This is a genomic window from Hyphomonas sp. (assembly GCF_036964145.1).
Lineage (GTDB): Bacteria > Pseudomonadota > Alphaproteobacteria > Caulobacterales > Hyphomonadaceae > Hyphomonas.
In genome coordinates, this window is sequence record NZ_JBALUC010000004.1 from 274,499 (window position 1) to 298,898 (window position 24,400).

26 protein-coding genes are annotated in these 24,400 nt (G+C 61.3%); 20 read left to right on the plus strand and 6 right to left on the minus strand.

Features of this window, described 5'->3' with window-relative positions; translation table 11 throughout:
- The first annotated feature begins 106 nt into the window (after positions 1-106).
- The 5 genes from fmt (at position 107) to V7660_RS13475 (ending at position 3,975) form a co-directional block, all read left to right on the plus strand.
- Entirely contained in the window at positions 107-1,060 is a 954-nt protein-coding gene (gene fmt, locus V7660_RS13455) for a methionyl-tRNA formyltransferase (RefSeq protein WP_335603566.1), read from the plus strand.
- Entirely contained in the window at positions 1,060-1,545 is a 486-nt protein-coding gene (locus tag V7660_RS13460) for a GNAT family N-acetyltransferase (protein WP_335603567.1), read from the plus strand. The genes fmt and V7660_RS13460 overlap by 1 nt, the downstream gene beginning before the upstream one ends.
- A 9-nt stretch (positions 1,546-1,554) precedes the next feature.
- Positions 1,555-2,292, plus strand: a complete 738-nt coding sequence (gene truA, locus V7660_RS13465; RefSeq protein ID WP_335603568.1) for a tRNA pseudouridine(38-40) synthase TruA — start codon at positions 1,555-1,557, stop codon at positions 2,290-2,292.
- A gap of 79 nt (positions 2,293-2,371) precedes the next feature.
- Positions 2,372-3,607 (plus strand): acyl-CoA dehydrogenase family protein, encoded by a 1,236-nt coding sequence (locus tag V7660_RS13470; protein WP_335603569.1) that lies wholly within the window; start codon positions 2,372-2,374, stop codon positions 3,605-3,607.
- On the plus strand, positions 3,604-3,975 hold the full coding sequence (locus tag V7660_RS13475; RefSeq protein WP_335603570.1) for an EthD domain-containing protein: 372 nt from the start codon (positions 3,604-3,606) through the stop codon (positions 3,973-3,975). The genes V7660_RS13470 and V7660_RS13475 overlap by 4 nt, the downstream gene beginning before the upstream one ends.
- Here the strand turns inward: V7660_RS13475 and V7660_RS13480 are convergent.
- Positions 3,972-5,162 carry a methionine gamma-lyase gene (locus tag V7660_RS13480; protein ID WP_335603571.1) on the minus strand — a complete coding sequence of 397 codons (1,191 nt, stop codon included), beginning with the start codon at positions 5,160-5,162 and terminating at the stop codon, positions 3,972-3,974. The genes V7660_RS13475 and V7660_RS13480 overlap by 4 nt on opposite strands.
- 114 nt (positions 5,163-5,276) lie before the next feature.
- Between V7660_RS13480 and V7660_RS13485 the strand changes: the two genes are divergently transcribed.
- From V7660_RS13485 to V7660_RS13555, 15 genes are all read left to right on the plus strand, one after another.
- Positions 5,277-5,741, plus strand: a complete 465-nt coding sequence (locus tag V7660_RS13485) for an Lrp/AsnC family transcriptional regulator (RefSeq protein ID WP_335603572.1) — start codon at positions 5,277-5,279, stop codon at positions 5,739-5,741.
- Between the two features lie 113 nt (positions 5,742-5,854).
- The gene (locus V7660_RS13490) at positions 5,855-8,707 is read left to right on the plus strand and encodes a [protein-PII] uridylyltransferase (RefSeq protein WP_335603573.1); all 2,853 of its coding nucleotides are present in this window, start codon (positions 5,855-5,857) and stop codon (positions 8,705-8,707) included.
- A 22-nt stretch (positions 8,708-8,729) separates the two neighbouring features.
- Complete coding sequence (gene murJ / locus V7660_RS13495) at positions 8,730-10,286, plus strand: murein biosynthesis integral membrane protein MurJ (protein WP_335603574.1); 1,557 nt, start codon at positions 8,730-8,732, stop codon at positions 10,284-10,286.
- 24 nt (positions 10,287-10,310) lie between these two features.
- On the plus strand, positions 10,311-11,348 hold the full coding sequence (gene trpS, locus V7660_RS13500) for a tryptophan--tRNA ligase (RefSeq protein WP_335603575.1): 1,038 nt from the start codon (positions 10,311-10,313) through the stop codon (positions 11,346-11,348).
- A 98-nt stretch (positions 11,349-11,446) separates the two neighbouring features.
- Positions 11,447-11,902, plus strand: coding sequence for a copper chaperone PCu(A)C (locus tag V7660_RS13505; protein ID WP_335603576.1), 456 nt, complete (start codon positions 11,447-11,449; stop codon positions 11,900-11,902).
- A gap of 200 nt (positions 11,903-12,102) precedes the next feature.
- The gene (locus V7660_RS13510; RefSeq protein WP_335603577.1) at positions 12,103-13,155 is read left to right on the plus strand and encodes a hypothetical protein; all 1,053 of its coding nucleotides are present in this window, start codon (positions 12,103-12,105) and stop codon (positions 13,153-13,155) included.
- 82 nt (positions 13,156-13,237) lie between these two features.
- Positions 13,238-13,816 (plus strand): NifU family protein, encoded by a 579-nt coding sequence (locus tag V7660_RS13515; RefSeq protein WP_335603578.1) that lies wholly within the window; start codon positions 13,238-13,240, stop codon positions 13,814-13,816.
- 99 nt (positions 13,817-13,915) lie between these two features.
- The gene (locus V7660_RS13520) at positions 13,916-14,515 is read left to right on the plus strand and encodes a malonic semialdehyde reductase (protein WP_335603579.1); all 600 of its coding nucleotides are present in this window, start codon (positions 13,916-13,918) and stop codon (positions 14,513-14,515) included.
- Between the two features lie 6 nt (positions 14,516-14,521).
- Entirely contained in the window at positions 14,522-15,166 is a 645-nt protein-coding gene (gene tsaB / locus V7660_RS13525; protein WP_335603580.1) for a tRNA (adenosine(37)-N6)-threonylcarbamoyltransferase complex dimerization subunit type 1 TsaB, read from the plus strand.
- Complete coding sequence (gene rimI, locus V7660_RS13530) at positions 15,166-15,624, plus strand: ribosomal protein S18-alanine N-acetyltransferase (RefSeq protein WP_335603581.1); 459 nt, start codon at positions 15,166-15,168, stop codon at positions 15,622-15,624. The genes tsaB and rimI overlap by 1 nt, the downstream gene beginning before the upstream one ends.
- Positions 15,625-15,693: 69 nt before the next feature.
- Entirely contained in the window at positions 15,694-16,581 is an 888-nt protein-coding gene (locus V7660_RS13535) for a dienelactone hydrolase family protein (protein ID WP_335603582.1), read from the plus strand.
- Between the two features lie 76 nt (positions 16,582-16,657).
- Positions 16,658-17,077: a Fur family transcriptional regulator gene (locus V7660_RS13540; protein ID WP_335603583.1), complete on the plus strand. Its 420-nt coding sequence runs from the start codon at positions 16,658-16,660 to the stop codon at positions 17,075-17,077.
- A gap of 161 nt (positions 17,078-17,238) precedes the next feature.
- A complete protein-coding gene (locus V7660_RS13545) occupies positions 17,239-17,964 on the plus strand; it encodes a hypothetical protein (protein ID WP_335603584.1) in 726 nt (241 codons plus the stop codon).
- A gap of 18 nt (positions 17,965-17,982) precedes the next feature.
- Complete coding sequence (locus V7660_RS13550) at positions 17,983-18,396, plus strand: DUF1489 family protein (protein ID WP_335603585.1); 414 nt, start codon at positions 17,983-17,985, stop codon at positions 18,394-18,396.
- A 97-nt stretch (positions 18,397-18,493) separates the two neighbouring features.
- Complete coding sequence (locus V7660_RS13555; RefSeq protein WP_335603586.1) at positions 18,494-19,315, plus strand: sulfite exporter TauE/SafE family protein; 822 nt, start codon at positions 18,494-18,496, stop codon at positions 19,313-19,315.
- Here the strand turns inward: V7660_RS13555 and V7660_RS13560 are convergent.
- The 5 genes from V7660_RS13560 to V7660_RS13580 all read right to left on the minus strand — a co-directional run bounded on the left by V7660_RS13560 (position 19,312) and on the right by V7660_RS13580 (position 24,340).
- Positions 19,312-20,280: a HupE/UreJ family protein gene (locus V7660_RS13560; protein ID WP_335603587.1), complete on the minus strand. Its 969-nt coding sequence runs from the start codon at positions 20,278-20,280 to the stop codon at positions 19,312-19,314. The two genes, V7660_RS13555 and V7660_RS13560, sit on opposite strands and share 4 nt — an antisense overlap.
- Positions 20,280-21,113 carry a peptidylprolyl isomerase gene (locus V7660_RS13565; RefSeq protein ID WP_335603588.1) on the minus strand — a complete coding sequence of 278 codons (834 nt, stop codon included), beginning with the start codon at positions 21,111-21,113 and terminating at the stop codon, positions 20,280-20,282. The genes V7660_RS13560 and V7660_RS13565 overlap by 1 nt, the downstream gene beginning before the upstream one ends.
- A gap of 12 nt (positions 21,114-21,125) precedes the next feature.
- Entirely contained in the window at positions 21,126-23,036 is a 1,911-nt protein-coding gene (locus V7660_RS13570; protein ID WP_335603589.1) for a DUF3604 domain-containing protein, read from the minus strand.
- 91 nt (positions 23,037-23,127) lie between these two features.
- The gene (locus V7660_RS13575) at positions 23,128-23,496 is read right to left on the minus strand and encodes a hypothetical protein (RefSeq protein ID WP_335603590.1); all 369 of its coding nucleotides are present in this window, start codon (positions 23,494-23,496) and stop codon (positions 23,128-23,130) included.
- 13 nt (positions 23,497-23,509) lie between these two features.
- Complete coding sequence (locus tag V7660_RS13580; RefSeq protein ID WP_335603591.1) at positions 23,510-24,340, minus strand: universal stress protein; 831 nt, start codon at positions 24,338-24,340, stop codon at positions 23,510-23,512.
- Positions 24,341-24,400: the final 60 nt, after the last annotated feature.

Here is a 24,400-nt window from a genome sequence, read left to right on the forward strand (position 1 = left end):
GTAGGCGGCAATGGGCTCACCCCATTCAGCATGACGGGCGCACTGCGCTGAGGCGCTTGCGAAACGTTGCTTCCAAAATGACCCCGAACCGACTATTCCCGGCACGATGACCAAACCCCTTCGCCTTGCCTTCATGGGTAGCCCGGATATCGCCACCGGTGTGCTGGGTGCGTTGATCGCGGCCGGGCACGAGATTGTCTGTGTCTATTCGCAGCCGCCACGCCCGGCTGGACGTGGCAAGAAACTGACACCCACGCCCGTGCATGCCTTCGCAGAGGCCAGGGGTATCGAAGTGCGCACGCCCAAATCCCTGAAGAAATTGCCGGAGCAGGAGGCGTTTGCGGCGCTGGATCTCGATGCGGCTGTGGTCGTGGCCTATGGGTTGATCCTGCCGCAGGCCGTTCTCGATGCACCGCGCCTTGGCTGTCTCAACATGCATGCGTCGATCCTGCCGCGTTGGCGGGGCGCTGCGCCAATCCAGCGGGCCATCATGGCGGGGGACACGGAAACCGGCGTCGATGCGATGATGATGGAAGCCGGGCTTGATACCGGGCCGGTGCTTGCCTCGGCGCGCACGCAGATCACCGAAGAAGATACCGCCGGTAGCGTGCATGATCGGCTGGCCGCGCTCGCCGCAGAGCTCGCGCCCCGAGCGCTTGAAGGCCTCGCCGATGGCAGCCTGACCCCTGTTCCGCAGACGGAAGAGGGGATGACTTATGCCGCCAAGCTTGGCCCGGATGACCAGAAGGTCGATTGGTCGCGGCCTGCGCGAGAGGTCGACTGCCATATCAGGGGTCTGTCGCCGTTCCCGGGGGCGTGGTGCTACTGGACGCCGCCGGGCAAGGACGAGCCGGTGCGCCTGAAATTGCTGATGTGCCGTCGCTCCGGTTGGGAAACCACTGCGCCGGCCGGCATGGTTCTGGATGACCGCCTGCTGGTCGCTTGCGGCGATGGCGGCGCTGTGCGTATCCTCCGTCTGCAAAAGCCAGGGGGAAAGCCAATGGATGCAGACCAATTCCTGCAGGGGCAGGCGATTGCTCCGGATACGGTGCTTGGCTGATGAGTTTCTGGATTCGCCCCGCCCGCGAAGAAGATCTCGACGAGATCGTTGCGCTGAATGATCTTGCCTTTGGCGGCAAGGCTGAGGGCCGCATCGTTCGGGATCTCGCCAAGAGCAGTGAGAGCGTGCTCTCCCTCGTGGCGAGCGATGACAAGACCATTGCCGGCCATATTCAGTTTTTCCGCATGCTGCTGGATGATGAGCCCGTAGCTGTCGGTCTCGGGCCGATGTCAGTGCATCCCGATTTCCAGAAGACCGGTATCGGCAGCGGCCTGATCCAGATGGGCCTTATGGCGCTGGAAGGGGCGGGGGAGCAACTCGTCTTCGTGCTTGGCCACCCCGAATACTATCCCCGATTTGGGTTTTCCGCCGATCTTGCCCAGCCATTCGAGTGCAAATGGTCCGGTGATGCCTTCATGGCGCTGCGTCTTGATCCGGCGGCACCGACATCCGGCCGGTTGACCTATCCGGCGGCCTTTGGCTAGGGCCGCTGAATGCCGCGTTACAGACTCCTCCTCGAATACAATGGTGGCCCGTATCAGGGCTGGCAGCGCCTGCCCGGAATCCCGACTGTGCAGGGCGCCCTGGAAGAAGCAGCCGCAAAGCTCGATGGCGCGCCCGTTGAGGTGCATGGCGCCGGGCGCACCGATAGCGGCGTTCACGCGACGGGACAGGTCGCGCACATGGATTTGCAAACGGATCGCGGAACCAAGGTTGCGGACGCGATGAATTTCCATCTGCGTCCGCATTCGATCGCCGTGCTGAAGGCCGAAAAAGTGGACGAGAATTTCCACGCCCGGTTCAGCGCAACTGAGCGGCATTATCGCTTCATCATCATCAATCGCCGGGCGCATCTGACGTTGGACGACGGCCAAGCCTGGCGGATCTCCTCCAGGCTGGATGCCGACAAGATGCACGCTGCGGCGCAGACCCTTGTTGGAACGCACGATTTCACGACCTTCCGCGATACAGATTGTCAGGCCAAGTCGCCGGTAAAGACGCTCAACGCGATTTCCGTTTCGCGCTATGGTGACCGGGTCGAGGTGACGTGCCGGTCGAGGAGTTTCCTGCACCGACAGGTTCGCTCCATCGTGGGCAGTCTTGTGGATGTCGGCCGGGGCAAGCAGCCGGTTGGCTGGATTGCGGACATTCTGGCCGCCGCCGAACGGACGGCCTGCGGGCCGATCTCCCCGCCGGATGGGCTCTACCTGGAAAAGGTCGATTACGAATAGTCCCGCCTGACGCGAAGTCAGTCTGTGCAGAATTCGGCTTCCGCTCTAGCCTCTCTGGAAAACAAGAGGGAGCGAAAAGATGGCCATCGATTTTACGATACCGGAAGAGGCAAAAGAAATCCGCGAGCGGGTGCGCAAATGGGTGCAGGAAGAATGCATTCCCGCCGAACAGGAAATGGCGAGCGGTCGGGCGTTCAAGGACGTACTACCTGAGCTGCGCAAGAAGGCGCGGGCGCAGGGGCTCTGGTTGCCCTTTATTCCCATCGAGCATGGGGGGATGGGACTTGGGCCGCTGGCCAATGCGCTGGTCCAGATGGAGCTTGGCCAGAGCCATCTCGGCGCGCTGTCGATGAACTCGCAGGGACCGGACGATGCAACCATGCTGACCCTGCTGGCGCATGGCACCGATTTCCAGAAAGAGAAATACCTGAAGCCGCTGCTGAATGGCGAAAAGCGCATTTGCTATTCCATGACGGAGAAGGCCGCCGGCGCGGATGCCACCGGCATGCAGACGCGCGCAGAAAAGGACGGGAAGGGCAATTACGTCCTGAATGGCGAGAAATGGTTTTCCAGTGCCGCCTCCGCCGCCGATATTGCGGTCGTCATGGCCAAGACCAATCCGGACGCACCACGTCACCAGCAATTCTCGACCTTCATCGTTGAGCTGCCCAATCCCGGCTACAAGATCATCCGGGATATCCCGACCATGGCGGTGCACGGGGCCCATTATGAAGAAATGGGCGGCGGCCATGCTGAAGTAAAGATCGAGAACCTCGTCGTGCCGGAAGAAAACCTGCTTGGCGGGGAAGGGGGCGGATTCTCCATGGGGCAGCATCGCCTGGCCTATGGTCGTCTGCGTCACGGCATGCACAATGTGGCAATGGCTCAGCGCGCACTTGATCTGGCCACGGAACACGTCACGAGCCGTGAGACCTTTGGCAAGCCGCTGGAAGACCGGCAAGGTGTCCAGTTCATGCTGGCGGAATGTGCGAGCCAACTTTACATTGCCCGGCTGATGCTGATGCATATTGCCTACAAGGCCGAGAATGGCATGGACCTGCGGCAGGAAAACGGTATCGCCAAGGTCTTCCTCGCAAACATGGTCCACAAGGTGGTCGATACGGCAATCCAGTTGCATGGCGCACTTGGCTATTCGCTCGATACGCCCCTGGCGGCCTGGTACACGCATATCCGGTCCCAACGCCTCGTAGATGGGCCGGACGAAGTGCACAAATGGATCACCGGCAAGAATGTCATTCGCGCGTTCCGGAAGGACGGCACGACCGCGGCCGCAGCGGGGGGGGATCTGCTTTGATCAAGCTGACCTTTTGCCTGCGCCGCTTGCCCCATTTGAGCCGTGGGGCGTTCCAGCGCTACTGGCGGGAGCAGCATGCCCCGCTGGTCGCGAAACATGCCGAAACGCTGGGTATCCTCCGCTATGTGCAATGCCATACAGGGCATGATGCACTAAGCGGGGCCATGCAAGGTTCGCGAGGTGGTCCCGACGCCTATGATGGCGTTGCTGAACTCTGGTTCGAAAGCGAGGCAGCCTTGGCCGCGAATACCAGCGAAGCGGCGGTGAAAGCCGGCGCAGAATTGCTGGAGGACGAGAAGAAATTCATCGACCTTGCGAATTCGCCGCTCTGGTTTGGAGGCGAGCATGATGTGGTAAGTCGGGGCTAGCCAAGGGCCGCGTCGAGGTCTGCGAGGATGTCCTCGACATCTTCCAACCCGACGGAAAGCCGGACCAGACCGTCGCTGATGCCGTGCTCCAGACGTTCTTCCTGCGAATAGGTTGAGTGGGTCATGCTGGCCGGATGCTGGATCAGGGATTCCGCGTCGCCGAGGCTGACAGCGCGCTGGATCAGGGTGAGCCTGTCCATCATGGCCGTCCCCGCGTCAAAGCCCCCTTTCAGTTCGAAGGCAATCATGCCGCCGAATGCACTCATCTGCCGGCGAGCGAGTTCATGCTGTGGATGGCTTGGCAGGCCAGGATAATGGACTTCCGAGACGGCGGGATGAGCTTCCAGCCATTCAGCGACAGTCAGCCCACTCTCGCAATGGCGCGCCATGCGTAGCTGGAGCGTTTTCAGGCCGCGCATCACCAGCATCGCCGTCAGCGGAGCCATCACAGAGCCGGTCATGTCCTTGACCCCGATCATCCGGATTTCATGAATCAGGTCAGCCGGGCCGCACACGACCCCTGCCACGAGATCGCCGTGCCCGCCGAGATATTTCGTGGCCGAATGAAGCACGAAATCCGCGCCAAGCTCGATGGGCCGAGTCAGCAAGGGGGAGGCATAGGTGTTGTCGACCACCGTCAACGCACCGGCCTGTTTCGCGATCGCTGAGACAGCGGCAATGTCGACCAGTCGCATGTTCGGATTGGCTGAGGTTTCGAAATAGACGATCCGGGTCTGCTCGCTGAGCGCTTCGCGCAAATTGGCCGGATCGCGCAGGTCGACATGGGTGACCTTTACGCCGAAGCGTGAAAGGCCGTCGCGCATGAACGCAAATGTGCAGCCATACAGCGTCTTGTCCGTTATGATCTCGTCGCCGGGTTTTACCAGGGTCCAGAGCGTTGCGGAGATGGCGCCCATACCACTGGCTGTCGCCAAACCCGCTTCAGCGCCCTCGAGATTGGCGATCCGGGACTCGAGCAGGGCAAGGGTCGGATTGGAGATGCGGGAATAAATATGACCTTCGGTTTCCCCCGCAAAAAGTTCTGAACCTGTTGCAGTATCAGGGAAAACGAAGGTAGACGTCATGTGCACGGGCGGAGTAAGTGCGTGCGAATGATTTGCAGGTGCGTAGCCATGGTGGATGGCGCGCGTTGTGGGTCCGTGGGAGCGAACAGGTTTGTGAGTCATCGGGGGAAGTCTCCTGATCTGTTCGGGTAGAGTAGCAGCACATTTGGGACATGTGCTGTCAATTAATGCCAATCTCAGAATGAGAATTGGCAGAAATAACCAACTGGGGGTTATATGGATAAGATTGATGCTAAGATTGTGCGCGCCTTACAAGAGGATGGCCGCCTGACCAATCAGGATCTGGCGGAAAAGGTCGGCCTGTCGCCATCACCTTGCCTGCGCCGGGTTCGGAATCTCGAGAAAGCCGGGATCATAAAGGGCTATTGCGCCACGATCGACCAGAAGGCCTGCGGCTATCCAATTACCTGTTTTGTGCGCATCCGCCTGTCGATCCATACCGAGGACACGATCCAGAAATTCGAGAAGATCGTGAATGATACGCCAGAGATCCTGGATTGCTACCTGATGGCAGGCGGGTCGGATTACCAACTGCGGGTCGTAACGAGCAGCCTCGACGAATATGAGGAACTGGTGCGGAAGACCTTCCAGAAATTGCCCGGCATTTCGTCTGTCGAGACCAGTTTTGCCTATGGCGTCGTCAAGAAGTCGCGTGTCCTGCCGGTCAAGATCGGGGCTTGAACGGCAATATGCCGGGTGAAATGCCGGAAATAGGCGCAGTTTCCGGTCTCTCCTGTCTCAATCCCGCTATGACAGCATAGGCGCGGGAGAGGGAGCTGCTATACAGGCAGGTAATGAGCACAGATTCCCCCGTCCAGCCGCCGCAAGAACCCACTCTTGTTGAATCCCGCAACCGGCCGAGCCGCCGGCCCGGCAAATGGCGCATTTCAAACATCATTGATGGCCGCGCGCTGCGGGTGAAGCTGACCGCTGCGGCGCTGGATAATCTGGGGGATGCCCAAGCGATGCGGAAGGCGGCGCTGGATCATCTGCACGGCGCCATGTTCCGGGGCCGCATGATCGCGCAAGAGCGCCTGCAACAGGGCGCTGACGGGCTGGACACGGCGCGGCTGATCGCGGCGGTTCAGGACGAAGTGATCCACGCGCTGTATGATTTCACCACCACGCATGTGCACCGCGCGCGCAACCCCACGGAAGCAGAGCGCCTCGCCATCATCGCAACCGGCGGATATGGCCGCGGCGTGATGGCGCCGTCCTCCGACACCGATCTGCTGTTCCTGCGCGCCTACAAGGCCTCCCCGCATACCGAGAGCGTCATCGAATACATGCTCTATGCGTTGTGGGACATGGGGCTGAAAGTGGGCAACGCGTTCCGCACCCCGGCCGAGTGCGTCAAGCTGGCGGCCGAGGATGTGACCATCAAGACGTCCCTGCTGGATGCGCGCTTCATCTGTGGCGACCAGGCCTTGTCGGCCGAGATGCTGACCAAGTTCAAGAAGGATGCGGTCGACGGCAAGGATGCCGACTTCATCGCTGACAAGCTGGCAGAGCGTAATGCACGTCATGCGCGCCAAGGCGATGCCCGCTACGTGGTGGAGCCGAACATCAAGGAAGGGAAGGGCGGCCTGCGCGACCTGCAGACGCTCTACTGGATCGTCAAACATATCTATGGGGGCCACACCTTGGAAGACGTGATGCAGGGCGGGCCGTTCACGCGTAGCGAGTATGGCTCTTTCATCCGATCGGCCAAATTCCTCTGGACAGTGCGCTGCCATCTGCATTTCGTGACCGGTCGGGCCGAAGAACGGCTTAGCTTTGACCTGCAGTCCGAAATTGCGGCCCGCATGGGCTATCGTGACCGGACCGGCCAGTTGGGCGTCGAGAGGTTCATGAAGCGCTATTTCCTCGTGGCCAAGGATGTCGGCGCATTGACGCGGATCATCGCGGCAAAGCTGGAAGCCGAGCAGAAGAAGAAACCGGAAGGATTCCGCCGGCTGTTGCCGCAGAAGACTCCGCAGGCGTTGGAAGACGAGGGATTTGTCATTGATGCCGGGCGGGTGAGTATCACATCCGAGGCCGTGATGAAGGACGATCCGCTGAATATGCTGCGGCTGTTCATCATTGCGCGGCGCGAGAGCAAGGACATTCATCCGGACGCCCTGTCGGCGATCACCCGAAACCTGAGGGCGCTGAACGAAAGTATTCGGAATACGGACGATGCCCGAAAGCTGATCCTGGATGCGATCCTGGGTGGCCGGGATCCGGCGCTGATCCTTCGCCGCATGAACGAGGCAGGGGTGCTCGGCAAGGCCATTCCGGAATTCGGCGGCATCGTCGCGCAGACGCAGTTCAACATGTATCATCATTATACGGTGGATGAGCATACAATTCGCGCCGTCGAGGCCATTGCGGAAATGGAGCAGGTCAACGGGGAGCGCGTCCCCCTGGCCAGCGAAATCTTCCCATTGATCGAGAATCGCCGCGCGCTTTACCTCGCCATGCTGTTGCATGACACCGGCAAGGGCAGAGGCGACCAGCAGATCGAAGGCATGAAGACCGCCACCCGCGCCTGCCAGCGTCTGGGGCTGCCAGAGGACGAAACGGATCTGGTTGCGTGGCTTGTGGGCAATCATCTGGAACTCAGCGAGACAGCGCAGAAGCGGGATATTTCCGATCCGCGCACGGTGACGCAGTTTGCCAACCTCGTTGGTTCGCTCGAGCGGCTACGACTGCTCTATATCCTGACGGCGGCGGATATTCGCGCCGTTGGCCCCGGCGTGTGGAATGCGTGGAAGGGACAGCTAATGGCCGACCTCTACCACAATACGGCTGCGGCCCTGCGTGGTGGCCGGGCGGACGAAGCCGGCGTGCAAGCCCATCTCGAAGGTCGCGCCGAAGCCCGCCGCGAAGCGCTGATCGAGGATCTGGGAGAAATCCCGCCGGTCTTGCTGGAAATGGAAACCGCCTACTGGACGGGCTTCGACGTGCCAGACCTGACCTGGCATGCGACCGCCCTCAAGGATTCCGGCAATGTCGTCTGCTACCGCTTCCCGCCGGAAGGCGGCGCGCTGACCTTGCTCGTGTCAGGGCAGGACCGTCCGGGCCTGTTCGCTGACCTTGCCGGCACGCTGGCCAGTCTTGGCGCCAATGTCGTCTCGGCGCAGGTCTTCACGAACCGCAGCGGACGAATTGTCGACATCTTCATCCTGCAGGATGCCTCGCAGAAGCCGTTCGGCCAAAAGGATTCCACACGCCTGAAACGTCTTGAAACGGCGTTGATGGACACGCTCGGCGGAACGCGCGTCGAGGAACTGGCCACCTCGCGCATGGGACGTCGGCAGGCGGCTTTCCTCGTGCAGCCTTCCGCTCAGATCCGGGACGACGTCTCGACGGAATATACGGTCGTCGATATTGCCGGCCGGGACCGGCCGGGCCTGCTGTATGATGTGGCCAGTGTCTTGGCTGACAGTGGCCTGTCGATTCATTCCGCGCATGTGGGCTCATATGGGGAACGCATGTTCGATGCGTTCTATGTCCAGACGGCCGACGGACGGAAGCTGACCGAAAAGACCCGGATTGAGACACTGAAGGACCGTCTTCTCGACGCATTGGGGCAGCATGAACCGGATGCGCCGGAAACGCCGGCCCGGAAATTGAGACGCTCTCGCGCCGTGGACAGTTTCTGAGAATTCGATCAGGGATTCCCGCATGAGCGTCGCCCGCAATACCCTTGTGCAATCCTCCCTGACCCTGGGTAGCCGTATCCTGGGCATGGTGCGCGATATCCTGCTGATCGCGAAGATTGGCGCAGGGCCAATCGGAGATGCTTGGGCGACAGCGCAGCAATTCCCGAACCTGTTCCGCCGCATCTTCGCCGAAGGGGCTTTTGCCTCGGCCTTCGTGCCGACCTATGCGCGCACGTTGGAAGCCGAAGGGATGGAAGCCGCGCGCGATGTGGCGCAGGAGGCCCTCCGCGTCCTGTTCGCCGCGACGGCGGCGCTGACCATCCTTGCGCAGATTTTCATGCCGTGGGTCCTGTTACTGATTCATGGCGGGCAGGCGGATGATCCGGAAAGCTATGGCCTCGCGGTGCTGTTGACGCGGATCACAATGCCGTATCTCACCTTCATGGCAATGGCGGCGCTCCTGTCCGGTGTGCTGAATTCGGCAGAACGTTTCATCCTGTCAGCGGGCGCGCCGACCTTGCTGAACCTGTCCCTGATCCCGGCCGCCTTCGTGGCTCCGGATGCCAAAGGCACGGCGCTGGCGGCGGCGATGGCCTATTTTGTTGCAGGCGTGCTGCAGGCGGGGGCACTCTGGTGGGGCGTCAACCGGCAGAAAGTACGTCTCAGCCTGATTGGCTGGCCGCGCATGACGCCCGCTGTCAAGAAGGTGCTGAAGCTCGCCATTCCCGGCACGATTGCGGCGTCGGGCACGCAGATCAACATCATTGTCAGCCAGTCGCTGGCAAGTTTCGAAGTCGGCGCGAAATCCTGGCTCTATGCGGCCGACCGGCTTTACCAGTTGCCGCTGGGGCTTGTCGGAGTTGCCGTCGGTGTCGCCATCTTGCCACGTCTCAGCCGGGCCGCGCGGGCGAGCGATGACGGCTCCAGCCGCCGCACTATGGATGAAGGCATTGGCCTCGCCATGGCGCTGACCCTCCCGGCGGCCGCAGCGCTGATGATCGCGCCCATCTTCCTGATCGACGCCTTCTTCACGCGCGGCGAGTTCCTGCCATCGGATGCCGCTATGTCCGGCAATGCGCTGTTTCATTTTGCGTGGGGGGTGCCCGCCTTCGTGCTGATCAAGGTGCTCGCGCCGGCCTTCTTCGCGCGGGAAGATACCAGGACGCCGATGCGCTTCGCGCTGGTCTCGGTCGCGATCAATACGGCGCTCGGTGCCGGCCTGTTCTTCTGGATGAAGTCCAACGGTCAGGCGGGCTTCATCGGTCTTGCCATTGCCACGTCGATTGCGGCGTGGGTGAACACGGCGCTGCTGGCCCTGACCCTGATGCGGCGCGGCTGGTATGTTCCCGGCGCACGGCTCGTCTCCGGTGTCGTCCGGGCGGCAATCGCTACGGCGATCATGTCGGGCGCGGTCTGGTTCATGCTGGAAAACCTCGCTTTGATCCGGGCCGAACTCTGGAATTCGCGCATTGTTTCAGCCGCCGCCATCGTGCTGGCGGGCGGTGTGATTTACGGGTTTGCCGCCCTGCTGACCGGCGCAATCCGCATTTCTGACATTCGTCAGGCTTTGCGGCGCTAGACAAACGCGCTAAAGCGCCAGCCCATGACTGATACACCTGCATCCTATAGCGGCCCGCAGCGCATTTTCTCGGGTATCCAGCCGACCGGCAATCTCCATCTGGGCAACTATCTGGGGGCCCTGAAGAAATTCGTGGACCTGCAGGAGGAGGGCTGGGACGCGGTGTATGCCGTGGTGGACCTGCACGCGATCACCATGCCGGTTGAGAAGGGGGCTCTGGTCAGCCAGACCCGCCAGATCGCAGCGGCCTTCCTCGCCTGCGGCGTCGATCCGAAGAAATCCATCCTCTATGCGCAATCCTCGGTGAAGGCGCATGTCGAGCTTGCTTGGATATTCAACTGCGTTGCGCGGATGGGCTGGGTCGAGCGGATGACGCAGTTCAAGGACAAGGCCGGCAAGGATGCCGAACGCGCTTCAGTGGGCCTGTTCACCTATCCGGTGCTGCAGGCAGCAGACATCCTGGCCTACAAGGCAACGCATGTGCCGGTAGGCGAGGACCAGAAACAGCATCTGGAACTCAGCCGTGACATCGCCGACCGGTTCAACCGGGAATATGATGCGCCGAACTTCTTCCCGCTGCCGGAGCCGCTGATCAAGGGGCCGGGCGCGCGTGTCATGAGCCTGAAGGACGGCACCAAGAAGATGTCGAAATCCGATCCGTCGGAATTGTCACGCATTTCCCTGGTGGATGATGCCGATACGATCGCAAAGAAGATCAAGAAGGCCAAGACGGACCTTGAAGGCGACATGCCGAGCGAAGTGGATGGCCTGAAGGGGCGTCCTGAAGTCGAGAACCTAGTCGGCATCTATGCGGCGCTGGCAGGTGAAAGCGTTGAGGCTGTGCTGAAGCAATATGGCGGGCAGGGCTTCGGCGTGTTCAAGCCGGCGCTGGCCGAAGTGACGGTGAACCATCTTGCGCCGATTACGCAGCGCTATCGCGAAATCCTCGACGATACAGGCTTCATTGACTCGGTCCTCAAGGATGGCGCCGAGCGGGCGGATGCGATCGCCGCGCCGATCATCGACGATGTGCGCAAACTGGTCGGGTTCTGGGGCGCCTGATCCTCACCTGCGATACGTACCTGCGGCGCCGCGTTGCATTGACCCCGGCGACAGTCAGGCTACCTGTCGGGCAGCATTCAGACGGTTGGAGACCATTCATGCGCATCGTGTCCCTTGTTGCAGCCCTCAGCCTTGCGGCCGTTGCGGCCTGTTCGCCGCCCTCTGAAACGAGCGAGGCCGCGGTCAAGGTCAGCGAAGCCTATATCGTGAAGCCCACGCCGGGCCGGGATGTCGCGGGTGGCGGCTTGACCCTGACCGTGACCGGCGCACCCATCGCGCTGGTTGGCGCAGATACTGATATTGCCAACACGGTCGAACTCCACACGATGAGCATGGAAGACGGCGTCATGAGAATGCGCAAGGTTGAGCAATTTGACGTGTCCGAGGATGCGCCCCTGGTGCTGGAAAGTGGCGGCGCCCATTTGATGCTGTTCGGCGTCAGCCCAGACATCGAGATCGGTGAGACGGTGGACCTCGTCCTGACCCTGACGGATTCCCAAGGGACCGAATCGACCCTGACGACCGAGGCAGAGATTCGCGGCCTGGGGGACTGAGCCGCATGCGGCGCGTAGTTTCGTGCCGGAATTGCCTTCAATTTGCGTTCTGAAATCACCTCGCCCGAACAATTATCCGGCAGGCATGTTGCTTGCATATATTTAACAGTAAATAGACTGTTAAAATTGGCGGAACCTCGGCATAGTGTCCTGAGCGCAACAGGTTCCGCGTGTGTGTGATTAAATACAGGGTAGAGTGAATGGCATTTGATAGTCGCCTCCCCGCGGCATACCAGGAGGAAGGTCCTGTCGTGACTGTGCTGGGCTCCGATCATCTCGTAACGTTCGACTACGCAGAACCCAGTCCCATCATGTTGTTTGCCCAGCGCTGGTGGCGCCGGACGGTGACGCTCCTGAAAGTGGGCGCCGTGGTGTGCGCGGTTGCGGCCTATCCAATCATGACAGTCGCATCGAACCGGATCGATGACAGCAGCATTGAAGTTGCCGGCCAGAACTGGACGCTTCCGGAAGTTGGCGTGTCGATTGTGAAGATTGCCCGCGAGCTGGAAGGTGGCGGCTGGGCAGGGGACCGGGCCAACTGGCACCCGCAAGCCCGCCTGACCGCAATGCCTGCCTGGCAGAGTGCGACCGCCGATGCCTTGTCCCAACATACCGCGCTTCTGGCGGATTTGACGGTCAAGGATGGCGAGGTCGATTCAGACCTTAAAGCCGCCGCGCGCCTGCTGAAAGGGGTTGAGGGCGAAGATATGCGCCCGCGCCTGACCGCAGCTGCCGAAGCGCTGAACCGCTATGATTCCCGCGCTGGCCGCGACCTTGCCGCCACACCGGATAAGGTGGACAAACTCGCAGCCGAGGCGACCCTGTTTGCAAGCTGGGCGGAGGCCGACCGGATCGACCTGTCCGTCCAGGTCAATCAGGACGTCGTGGAATGGCCGGCCAGCAAGGTCGACATCGAAACCTTCTACAGCGCCAAGGCGCGGGCCCATCTGGCACAGCAAATGCTGGCTGCGGCCCGCACGGCCGAGCCGCGTTTGGCCCGTCTGCCCTCGGTCAGCACCGCGTTTGATCGCGCCGAACTGGCCTGGAGCCGGGCAGCCCGCATGAAGCCGCTGGTTGTGTCAAATCAGAGCGGCGATGGCCCGTTCATGGCAAACCATCTTGCCAGTATCGGTTTTTATCTCGGTGAAGCGCAGGACGCCTCCCGCAACCTTGCTGCGGCTTTGGAGCAGGTGCCCGAAGGGGCTCTGGAGAATGTGGCCGGGCTGGAGACGCAACTGGCGGCAGCGCCGTAATCTCACGCCATCCCTTGAACCTGCCCCTCGTCTGAGCCATCTGGAACGGTAAGACCGCAAGCCAGAAAGGGCCCCCAAGGCCATGTTCATCCAGACCGAACCGACGCCGAACCCGGATACCGTGAAATTCCTGCCCGGCCATCCCGTGGCGGGCGATGCGGGCCCGTTCGATTTTCCCGACGCTGCCAGTGCCCGGATCAGCCTGCTGGCGCGCGCCCTGTTTCAGGTCGAGGGTGTGGAGCGCGTGTTCCTCGGCAGTGATTTCGTGTCGATCAACAAGGACACGGACAAGGACTGGAAACATGTGAAGCCGATGGTGCTGGCTGCCATCATGGACCATTATATGGCTGGCCTGCCGGTGGTGGAGGAGGGGGCAGCGCCCTCGGCCGACACCGAAGCGGACGTCAGCTATGAGGGCGAGGCCGCCGAAATCGTCGAGGAAATTCGCGAACTGATCGAGACGCGCGTCCGCCCAGCCGTAGCGCAGGATGGCGGCGACATCATCTTCCACAAATTCGAACCGGATACCGGCATCGTCCACCTGTCCATGCGCGGCGCCTGTGCAGGGTGCCCGTCTTCCACGATGACCTTGAAACAGGGCATCGAGAACATGCTGAAGACCTATGTGCCGGAAGTCACTGCGGTCGAGGCCGTGCTGTAGGCGCCCGATCTGAGCAAGGGCTGTGGACAGCATTGATTGTTCAGGCGTTTCCCGGCAAGACTCGCACACACATATTCCAGCAACAGAAGGAAACAGGTCATGGCTCACCCGGTGAACGACCATGCGCTCGACGTGATTTTTCGGGACGGACGCAGCTATAACGGGTTTCAGGACAAGGATGTCCCGGAAGTCCTGGTTAGGGCTGTCTATGACCTCGCCAAGATGGGGCCGACCAGCGCCAATTGTTCGCCGGCGCGTTTCGTCTTCGTCTCCTCTGCGGAGGGCAAGGAACGCCTTTTGCCGCTTGTCTCCCAAGGCAACCAGCAAAAGGTAAAGGAAGCCAAATGGTCCGTGATCATCGCATATGACATGGAGTTCCAGGAGAAGATCCCGAAACTCTTTCCGCACAATCCGAGCGCCAAGACCTGGTTCGACAATAATCGCGAGGAGACCGCGTTCCGGAATGGCTCGCTTCAGAGCGCCTATTTCCTGATGGCTGCGCGCTCGCTCGGGCTTGATACCGGCCCGATGTCCGGCTTCGACATGGATGGCGTGAACAAAGAGTTCTTCGAGAGTCAGGACGGCGAAGAGAAGAACTGGCGGGTCAACTGGATCTGCAATCTCGGCTATGGCGACAAGTCCACCATCTTTGCGCGCAGCCCCCGGCTGCATTTCGATGAGGCGTGCCGGATCGTCTAGGCTGAGATGCTCGTCCTTGGACTGAATACTGCCTTCACGGCCATGGAAGCGGCGATCGTGCGCGACGGGGAGATCCTCGCCGATGCGCGCGAGACAATGGCGCGTGGCCAGGACAAGGCCTTGCCGGGTTTTGTCGAGCGCCTGCTCGAAGAGGCGCGCGTGACATTGGCGGATCTGGACCGGATCGCCGTGGTCACCGGGCCCGGCAGTTTCACGGGCATCCGGATTGGCGTTGCCTATGCCCGCGGCCTGTCGCTCGTCACCGAAGCGCCCTGCGTCGGGGTCACCAGTATCGAGGCCGCCATTCCAGCCGGAATGGAAGACACAGTGCTCGGCTGCATTGCCGCGCAAAAGCGCCCGCCGGAGCAAACCTGGTGGGTGCAAGGCGTCTCGGGAAATCAGGGCATTGCGGACACGATGGAGGTTAGGCTGGACGAGTTGAAGGCCATGCTGACCGGATTCCATGCGCCCATCTTCATGCAGGGTGGGGAAGCGCTGGGAGACCTGGCAGACGCGCTGGATATTCGTCCGCTGATCCCATCGGCCGTGACGGCGGCGCTGAAGGCGCCCATGTTTGATCCGGCCAGCCATCCCCCCGCACCGGTCTATGCGCGCGACCCGGACGCGAAATTGCCGGAGCCCAAATCCTGATGTCCGGCCTGCTCGTATTACGGCCGGACGATGCCGGGCAGGTGGCCACCCTCCATGCCAAATGCTTTGACGATGCCTGGAGCGCCGCTTCCATGCGTGACCTGTTGAAGGATCCGAATGTCCTCACCCTCGGCATCCAGAGCGATGGACAGCTGGTCGCCTTTGCGATGGGCCAGACGGTGGCAGGTGAAACCGATATCCTGACGATTGCGACCGATCCGGATCAGAGGCGGCAAGGGCTTGCCAGCCAGCTGATCGAGGCACTGGTAAAGCGAATGGGCGAGCGCGGCGTGATACGTATCACGTTGGACGTTGCCGAAGATAATGTGGCCGCACGCGAACTTTACCGCGCGCATGGCTTCGTCGAGGATGGCCGCCGGCCCCGCTACTACAAGGCGGCGCGAGACATCCCCGTTGATGCGATCCTGATGTCACGCTTCCTTGGGATTGCCCGCTAGGTTCGGTCCTGCTGGGCGGCGGCGGAAAATGCGTTATGTTCCCGTTCAACGCGCCAAGGAGGACATCCGATGACCCAGAAACCTGATCCGGCAGACATCCCGCAGGAGGTGTTCGAACTATATGACGCCTATTGTCATGGTGACCTGTCCCGACGCGCCTTCTTTTCCAGCCTCAGCAAATATGCGGTTGGCGGCCTGACCGTGACGAGCCTCGCGGCGTGCGTCATGCCTGATTATAGCAAGCAGCAGACCCAGCCTGGCGCAGACGGCTTGTATGAGGAAACGCTGGTCTACAGCTCTCCGAACGGCGCAGGCGAGATGGAAGGATATTTCGTGCGCCCCGCTGGAGCTGAGCAGACTTTGCCCGGCATTGTCGTCATCCACGAAAATCGCGGATTGAATCCGCATATCCGGGATGTGACGCGTCGCGCGGCGCAGGCGGGCTATGTCGCCTTCGCTCCAGACGCGCTCTATCCCCTTGGCGGCTATCCCGGAACTGATGATGAGGGCCGGCCCATGCAGGCGACGCGGGACCGGGAATCCATGGTTCAGGATTTCATGGCAGCAGCCGATTTCCTGCGCGGACATGCGGCGGTCAATAGCAAGGTCGGTTGTGTCGGCTTCTGTTTCGGCGGCGCTGTGTCCAATCTCATGGCGGTGCGCCAGCCTTGGCTCTCCGCTGCAGTGCCATATTATGGCGGTTGGCCTTCGGCGGAAGAGGCTGCAGACATGAAAGTCCCCCTGCAAATCCATCTCGCCGGACTGGATGAGCGCGTGAACGGGGGGTGGCCAACCTACAAGGCGGCGCTCGATGAACATCGCGCGGAGTACGAGGCCTATATCTATCCCGGCGTGAACCACGGCTTCCATAATGACACGACCCCGCGCTACGACGCCGAGGCTGCGGCGTTGGCCTGGGCGCGCACAGTGGAGTTTTTCAGCCTGCATCTGGGGTGACGCCAGGAGAGGTTCTGGGTGCGTTTGAGGTTTCAATCCACTGGACTTCCTTGAAATGTGAGGGCAAAACATTCCCATGGATCGACTCGAAAAACTCTGTGCCGAAAAAGGCCTCCGGATGACCGAACCCCGGCGCATCATTGCGCGGGTTCTGTCCTCGTCTGAAGACCACCCGGACGCCGAAGAATTGCACCGCCGCGCAAATTCCATGGACGCGTCGATCTCGCTGGCCACCGTCTACCGGACCGTGAAACTCTTCGAGGATGCCGGCATCATCCAGGCGCATGATTTCCGGGATGGCCGCGCCCGCTATGAAGAGGTGCCGGACGAACACCATGACCACCTCATCAATGTGAAAAATGGCGAAGTGGTCGAGTTCCATTCCGAGGAAATCGAGCGCCTTCAGGTCGAGATCGCGAAGAAACTCGGCTTCAAGCTGGTGGACCACCGGCTTGAACTCTATGGCATTCCTCTGAAGGATGAAGGTCAGGCCTGATTAGCCGGTCTCTGGACGCAGCCCGTTCAAGTCCCGTAAATCATTCAGCGCCACACTGGCCGGACAGTTTTGACCGGTCCGAACTGGCGCGTGAACTCTTGCCCTGTGCCCAAGATCAGCCGCATTCCGGACCTATTCAGATTACGGGACGGTAATTCGAGATGCTTCTGGCTTTCCTTGCGAGCCTCATCATGATGACGCAGGCCCCGCCACTGGACGCGGCGCTGACCGCGACGGAAGCGCCGCGCACCCTGCGGGCCGCTTTCACTGTCGAACTGCAAAGCCAGCATGCCAGCCGCGTCTATTCCTATGATCCCCGCAACGAGAAGGGCGCTCGGTGGCAGGTTGTCTCCTGGGAGGGGGAAGATGACGAACTGGAAGAGGTGGCCGCCAACTGGGCCAATGAAGCTGCGCCGGATGGGCGCCTGTTCCCGGACGATCTGCGCGCCAGCATGGGCCGCGAAGTGCGGGTGGAGGATATGGGCCATGCCTGGCGAGTCGCGTTCAGGCACCAACCCTCGACCAATGACGGCGAATTCGATGTCTGGGCGGCCGAACGTCTGCAGGCGACAGCGTGGCTGGATCCCGTGGGCGAGCGCTTCCTGAGGATCGACTATCGCCTGCCGAAGCCGGTTGCGGGACCGGAGGGCGGCAAGCTGACCCGCTATGAGCAGAGCTATTTCATCCGGACCGAACCGCGCTGGGGTATGAGCTATGTGTCCAGCTTCTCGATTGATCTTGAAGCGCGCGCGGCCTTTCGCACGATCTCGCGACGCTATTCAGCGAACATCATCCAGACCGAATTCTTCTTTGCGAGCGCCGAGGCCGAAACAGATTTTGAAATTCGGCGAAAAGGGCCGCAGCTCATGTCTGGATTGCCGCGCTAAGGCGGCTAAATTAGGCGCATGACGATTCACATGGTGAAGCTCTGCGTCGGCGCGGAAGATATTGACGATCTGGTGAACTGGCAGAAGCGCCTGATGAAACAGGGGCATGAGCCGTTCCATCGCACGCGCATGATGCCGAAACAGAAAGACCAGCTGCTGGAAGGCGGGTCGATCTATTGGGTCATCAAGGGGGCGATCCGGGTTCGCCAGCGCATACTCGAGGTGCGCGAAGTCGCCGGAGATGGCCACTCGATGTGCGAGCTTGTCTTCGATCCCAATCTGGTGCGCACCTATGCCAAGCCGAAGCGGCCTTTCCAGGGCTGGCGCTATTTGAAACCGGGCGAGGCGCCGCGCGATCTGGGCAGCAAGGAAGCCGCTATCGACATTCCACCTTCACTGGACGCCGCACTCAAGCAGGCGGGCGTCTGGTAGGGGAGGCGACGTATCGTCACCAAAGGGTTTTCCTTGCGGCGTATGTCTTGGTATCCCTCGCGAACGATGAATCAGAGTCCGGGGCAATAATTACGTGATGGATCTCCTTGCGCAGTATGCGCCCCTCCTGCTGGCGCTTGCTGCCGCCGGGATCGCGGCCGGGTTGGCCGCCGGCCTGTTTGGCATTGGCGGCGGTGCCATTATCGTGCCCGTTCTGTATTTCCTGTTTGAGGGCATGGGCTACAGCGAGACGGCGATGCATGTCGCCGTGTCCACATCGCTTGCGACGATCATCCTGACCTCGATCCGCAGCGTGCTTGCGCATAATTCTCATGGCGCCGTCGATTGGCAGATCATTCGCGGTTGGGCTCCCTGGATCGTGATCGGCGCCCTGATCGGCATGGCGGTGAGTGGCTACTTGTCCAATCGGGGCCTGCTCGCGATTTTCGGGTCTCTGGCCTTCCTGCTGGCCGCGCAGCTTTATTTCGGACGTCCCACATGGCGACTGGCGGATGACATGCCGACCGGCATGGCGCGGGCAGGGCTTGGCGCGTCTGTCGGCGCACTTTCGGCGCTGATGGGAATAGGCGGCGGCACGTTTGGCGTCAGCCTGATGACGCTTTGTGGCCGTCCGATCCACCGCGCGGTTGCCACGGCAGCGGGCTGGGGCGTTGCCATCGGTCTGCCGGGCGCGTTGGCGGCGATTGTCGTCGGCTGGGGCACAGAGGGCCGCCCGCCATTCTCATTCGGCAATGTGAACCTCGCAGCGTTTGCGCTCATCTCCACATTCACGGTGACTATGGCGCCCGTGGGCGCGAAGCTGGCGCACAGCCTCGATGCGGCCAAGCTGAAACGCTGGTTCGCCATATTGCTGGCCGTGGTGGCAGCGCGCATGTTGTGGAAGGCAATTGGCCTTTAGAAAAAGGTCTCTGCGATCCGTTCTATGGCCCAGAAACTGCCCGTGATGCCGATGCTGTAGGCCAAGGCCGTGCGCACCGCGGGTTCGCCTTTGCGATAGAGGTGGCGCCCCAGCCAGGCGAGCGCCAGCACGAAAAGGACGAAAGCGACTTGTCCGGCCTCGACGCCAAGATTGAACAGGAGCAGGGCCATCACTTCCGCGCCCTTCGGCAAGCCGATCTCTGACAGGGCGCCCGCAAAACCGAATCCGTGCACGAGACCGAACCCGAAGGCGATGATCCAGGGGCGGGTTTGCGCGAGCGTCTCCTGTCCCCGCATCCGGTAAATCGCTTCAGCGCCCAGCAGGGCAATGCTCATCGCGATGACGATTTCCACTGGTGGGCCGGGCAGGGTGATCCCGCCGAGGGCTGACGCGGCGAGGGTGATGGAGTGCGCGACCGTGAAGGCGGTCACCGTGGCGAGCAACTGGCGCGGCCTGACCAGCAGGACCAGACCCAGCACGAAGAGCAAATGATCGAACCCGAACAGGATGTGTTCCACCCCGATCCGGAAATAGGCGAGTATCGGCGCCCCCTGTGGTCTGCTCAGCTCAACGGAACTGGCGCCGGGGCGCAGCACGGCTGAGATGTCGTCTGCTTCCAGCCGGTCAAGCCGCAGGAAAACATCCGTCAGGGTGCGGTCCAGGCCGTCGATCGACAGGTTGCCTGAGTTCAGGTCGCAAATCATCGACCAGCGCGTGATCAGGGTTGCGACGGGCGCCGACATGCGTTCATTACGGCGCGTGCACTCGCCGGGAAACATGGGCTCAAGTTTCAGACGTCGGCCATCGAGTACCGGCTGTTTCCATATGACGTCATACTGGCCCGCCTCGGTTTCGGTAATTTCCAAATAGGCCGGGCGCACTTCATGAGCGGCCGCGCACAGGGCAATCAGGACGACGGCCAGCAGACAGAGTGCAACCCGCATCAGTCCAGTCCCTCTATCACGACCTCATAGCGGGCGATGATGTCCTGAATGGCCTGTTCGTTCGCGTCACGCCGGGTCTGCTCCAGCCAGTCCTTGCGGACCTCTGGTGCGACGTCCTCAAACGGGGAAAGCTTCGCAGGCGTAGATTTCGTGATCTGGACGAGGTGGACGCCATATGCCGAGGCGACGGGGCCTTGCCAGTCCTCGGAGACGGGAAGGGTGGACAGGCTTTCCGCAAAGGCGCCGCCGAATTGGCGCGCGAGTTCCCGGAAAGGAATGTCGCCATATTGCCGCTGGAGCATGAAGGGATCGCCAAGCGTGGCGCTGTCCGGGGGATTGAACCCGCTCAGGCGCGCGAGGGCGGTCTCAGCGGCCGGACTTGCCTCGGCGCCGCGCACATCCGGGCTGAAATAGACGTGGCTGAAAGTCAGGGTTGCTGGCTGAGTAAACCGATCAGGATGTGCCGTGTGCCAATCTCGCAAATCCTGTTCGGTCGGAATTGGATCTTCCTGCAGGTCCGAGACCATGAAAGTCATCTTCTGGGCAAGGCGCCGGGTGATGATCGTATCGTTCCGGTCCAGCCCGAGCCGGCGCGCTTCCCGTGCCAGCGCTTCATCACGCACATGGTCTGAGAGCATCGCGGCCATGTCGGCCTCGCCGGGGAGGGCGCCTGCCTCGGACGTGTAGAGCGCGGCCATACGTTCGATCTCGCTTGCAGAAACGAGGATGGTGGACTCGGTCCGGGCCGACCGCGCCTGCCAGACTGCATGCGCGCCAAATACCAAGGCCGCCACCACGACAAAATGAACGAGTGGATCTCGCAGGAACTTCAAGGCGCTAGTCCCTTATTCGGCTGGAATGTACCAGATCGGCGAGGTGTAGGCGCGCTCCTGAATGGTCTGGGGCACGTCAGGGCGGGGCTCGACATTCCCGCGCATGGCTTCCCAGGTGGACCAGCGGCAGCTCGGGTTTTCCAGCACACGGACATAATAGGTCGCGCGCTGCGCGACGTCGAAATCCGGATCCTGCCAGACGGCTTTCAGCTCACTGGCGCCTTCTCCGGTCGGCGTGCAGGTGTCCATGTCGACGGCTGCGCCATTATCTGCGCAGCGATGGGTGGCCGGGTCGGGCGCGCCATTGTGGCAGGCGACATCATAGATGGCTTCTCCGCCGGATGTGACCTTCACGATCTGGACGCGCTGAAGGGCGCCCATATTGGGATCGCGCTGTGCCCAAGCGAGGAACGCCGGAGCTTCACCGGTGCCGACAAGATCGCCGCCCATCGACACCCCGCCCTCATAGGCTTGCCGGGTCAGGTCGGCGTCGTCCAGCATGTCTTCCGTATACCCATACCCGCCGAAGAAGCGTACCTTCATGCGCGGGCCGGTCGTGGCAAAGGTTTCCTTGCGGCGGAAGGCATCAAAGATGGATTCGCGCGTATTTTCCTCGGCCCACACGCCGGTCAGGCCAGACGCGGCCCAGCGGGAAAACCATTCCCGTGCATTATTGACCATCGGATTGTCGGGCTGGGCATCCCAGCTTTTTGTGCCCAGGAACGGAACCGAGCCGCGTGCCATCGGGGTGCCGTCGACAATCCCCACTTTCGACCAGTAATCATTCTCGGCATAGGCACCGCCTGCCACATGGCTATCGGATGCTCCGACGAGGCCAAAGTGGAACGGGTCGAAACCCTGCTTCTCCTGAAGCTTCAAGCCATTGCGATAGGCTTCCCGGACATAGCCGCCTTCCGTTTTCGACACCTGGAAGGAAGCCAGTAGCCGGTCATAGATTTCGAAGTCGGCCCATTCGTCATTGGGCGAGAGGGCAGGGTGGGTCTCGCTGGTCCCTTTGACTTGGGTTACTTCGACGAGCGGCTCGTTGCGCATGCGCTGGTCGGCATAGGCCACGTCCAGCGGGTCGCCATTATAGGTTTCCAGACGGAACATCTGTCCATCGGATACATTCGAATTGTGCGGAATGGCGATGGCTTCATAGCCTTCAGCCCGTTGTTGATCCATCCAGTCCCACAAGTCTTCCGGGTTAGGCGAATCTAGGGTCGAGAAAGCACGGTCCGGCGCGTCGCCCTTGAAGAAGACATTGCGGTGGAGATTGCCCCCGGCAAATGAACCATCCTCCTCATTCATGGTCACGGACGTGAACTCATAGGCGGCAAACGTCGTGAACTCGCCGGGCACATAATATTTGTCGGCAGCGTCAATATTCTGTTGCCAGACCGAGCCCATGATCTCGGTATCGTACATTTCCTCGATCGGTTCGCCCGAGCGGACCGACGCACCGACGCCCTGGAATGCCGCAGTAATCTTTGCGGGATCGGCCGAGAACATATCCTTGGCGCGCGGTAATTCGGAAAGATCCGTGCCGGGCGTATCCATGACGGGCAGGATGCCGAGATATTCGGCATGGTCGGTCACGGTGTAGAAATCGAGCGGGCCGCCCGCAATGGTCATGTCAAAGCCGGAAGGGTGGGTGATGGTCTCGCCCCGGGCAAACCTATAGGCGTCATCGGCAGTGCGCCGGACATTGAAGATATATGCATCAAAGCTGGAGCGCGTGTGGATATGCAGGTCACCGAAATAGGCATTCCGGTCTTCATTGTATCCAGCCGTCCGCCCCGAGGCAGGCGCGGTTTGTTCAATTTGCGCGGTATCGCTGTCCGGTGCAGAATTGTCTGGCGCGGAGCTATCGCACGCAGCCAGTGCGATCGCCGAAACGGCGAGGCCCAACAATCTCTTCATGTCTTCCTCCCAAGGGGCATGTTTGCCTGCCCTCATGGGTGGAAGTTTGCGATGATAACGGAAGGCTGTCCAGCTTGACGCCCGGGAAGGATCAGATGGAGCTGATATCGGTAATCTTGTAAGTGAGCGGTGTTTCGCCATGGCTGGCGATGGTTACATATTCGCCTTCCTTGAAGATATGTTCGCCCAGCTTGTAGCCGGCTTCGTCATCCCCCTCATCGTCTTCATCATAATGGAAGAACCAGCGACTGCCGCGATGGGTCAGCAGGCCATCGGCATGCTCGTCAGGGTCTGGGCTGAAGCGTACGACGCGGCAGGCGGACCGGTTGTCGCGCCATGCATCAACATCGATCTGGCCCTCAGCGGTCAGCGGCGCGACCAGCGTATAGCCTTGCCCGGCATCGCCGTTTGGCAGGCCGGGATTGCGGGCGAGTTGCAGTACGATCTTTGAAAGGCTCATGACTGAATCTCCTTTAGTGGGCCAACGCCAGAGCGGGGGCGTTGTCGGCGCGTAGCAGGCGGCGTGTGGTGCCGCCGAAAATGCGTTCGGCGAGGCGGGAATGACCATAGGCGCCCGCCAGGATCATGCTGGCCCCAGTGCCCTTTGCCATGGCGAGCAGGCCGGAGGAGACTTCGCCCTCGATTTCCATGACCCGTGAGGAAATGCCCTGCAGGACCAGCCATTCCACGAGCGCTTCCGGTGCTGCAATCTCGCGTTGGGGATCCTTGTTCAGATCATCCGTGTTCTGGGCGATAATGACGTCACCAAAGGCCCGCAGGAGCGGGAGGTGGAAACGGACGGTCCGGGCTGCGCCATTGCTGCCATCCCAGGCGATAATGGCGGGCCCGTCCATGTCCGTCGTCGTCCCGGCCAGGACGACCGGAAGGTGGGCCTCCATCAGGACATATTCGAAGGACACATTCAGCGGTTGTGAGCCGTCCGCAGCGGAGCGCGGAAACACTACCGCCTCGGACAGGGCGGCGGCATCCGACGCCGCACGCTCAACCGTGTTGACCTCGTGCTTGAACTCGCAGGTGACCGTCTCCTCGCCTTGCGTCGCCTGTTTGAAAGCTTCGCGGGCATTGGTCAGGACCTCTTCCTGCATATCGAAGACCGATTGGGTGGTGACGCTGGTCAGACCTGCAGCCTCCGGCGTGGCAATCACCATCAGGGCGGCGTTCGGATCGGGCAGGACGCACAGGGCCCGCAGCGGCACATTCATGCGGCGGGCAAGCGACAGGGCGGTGCGGATGGTGGCAAGGTCGGTCTCAACCGTCCCCTGCAACATGGCGACTACGGACATGGGCTCACTCCTAGCGTCAGTCAGGTTCGATAAATCTGTGTAACATTTATCGACCCCGTT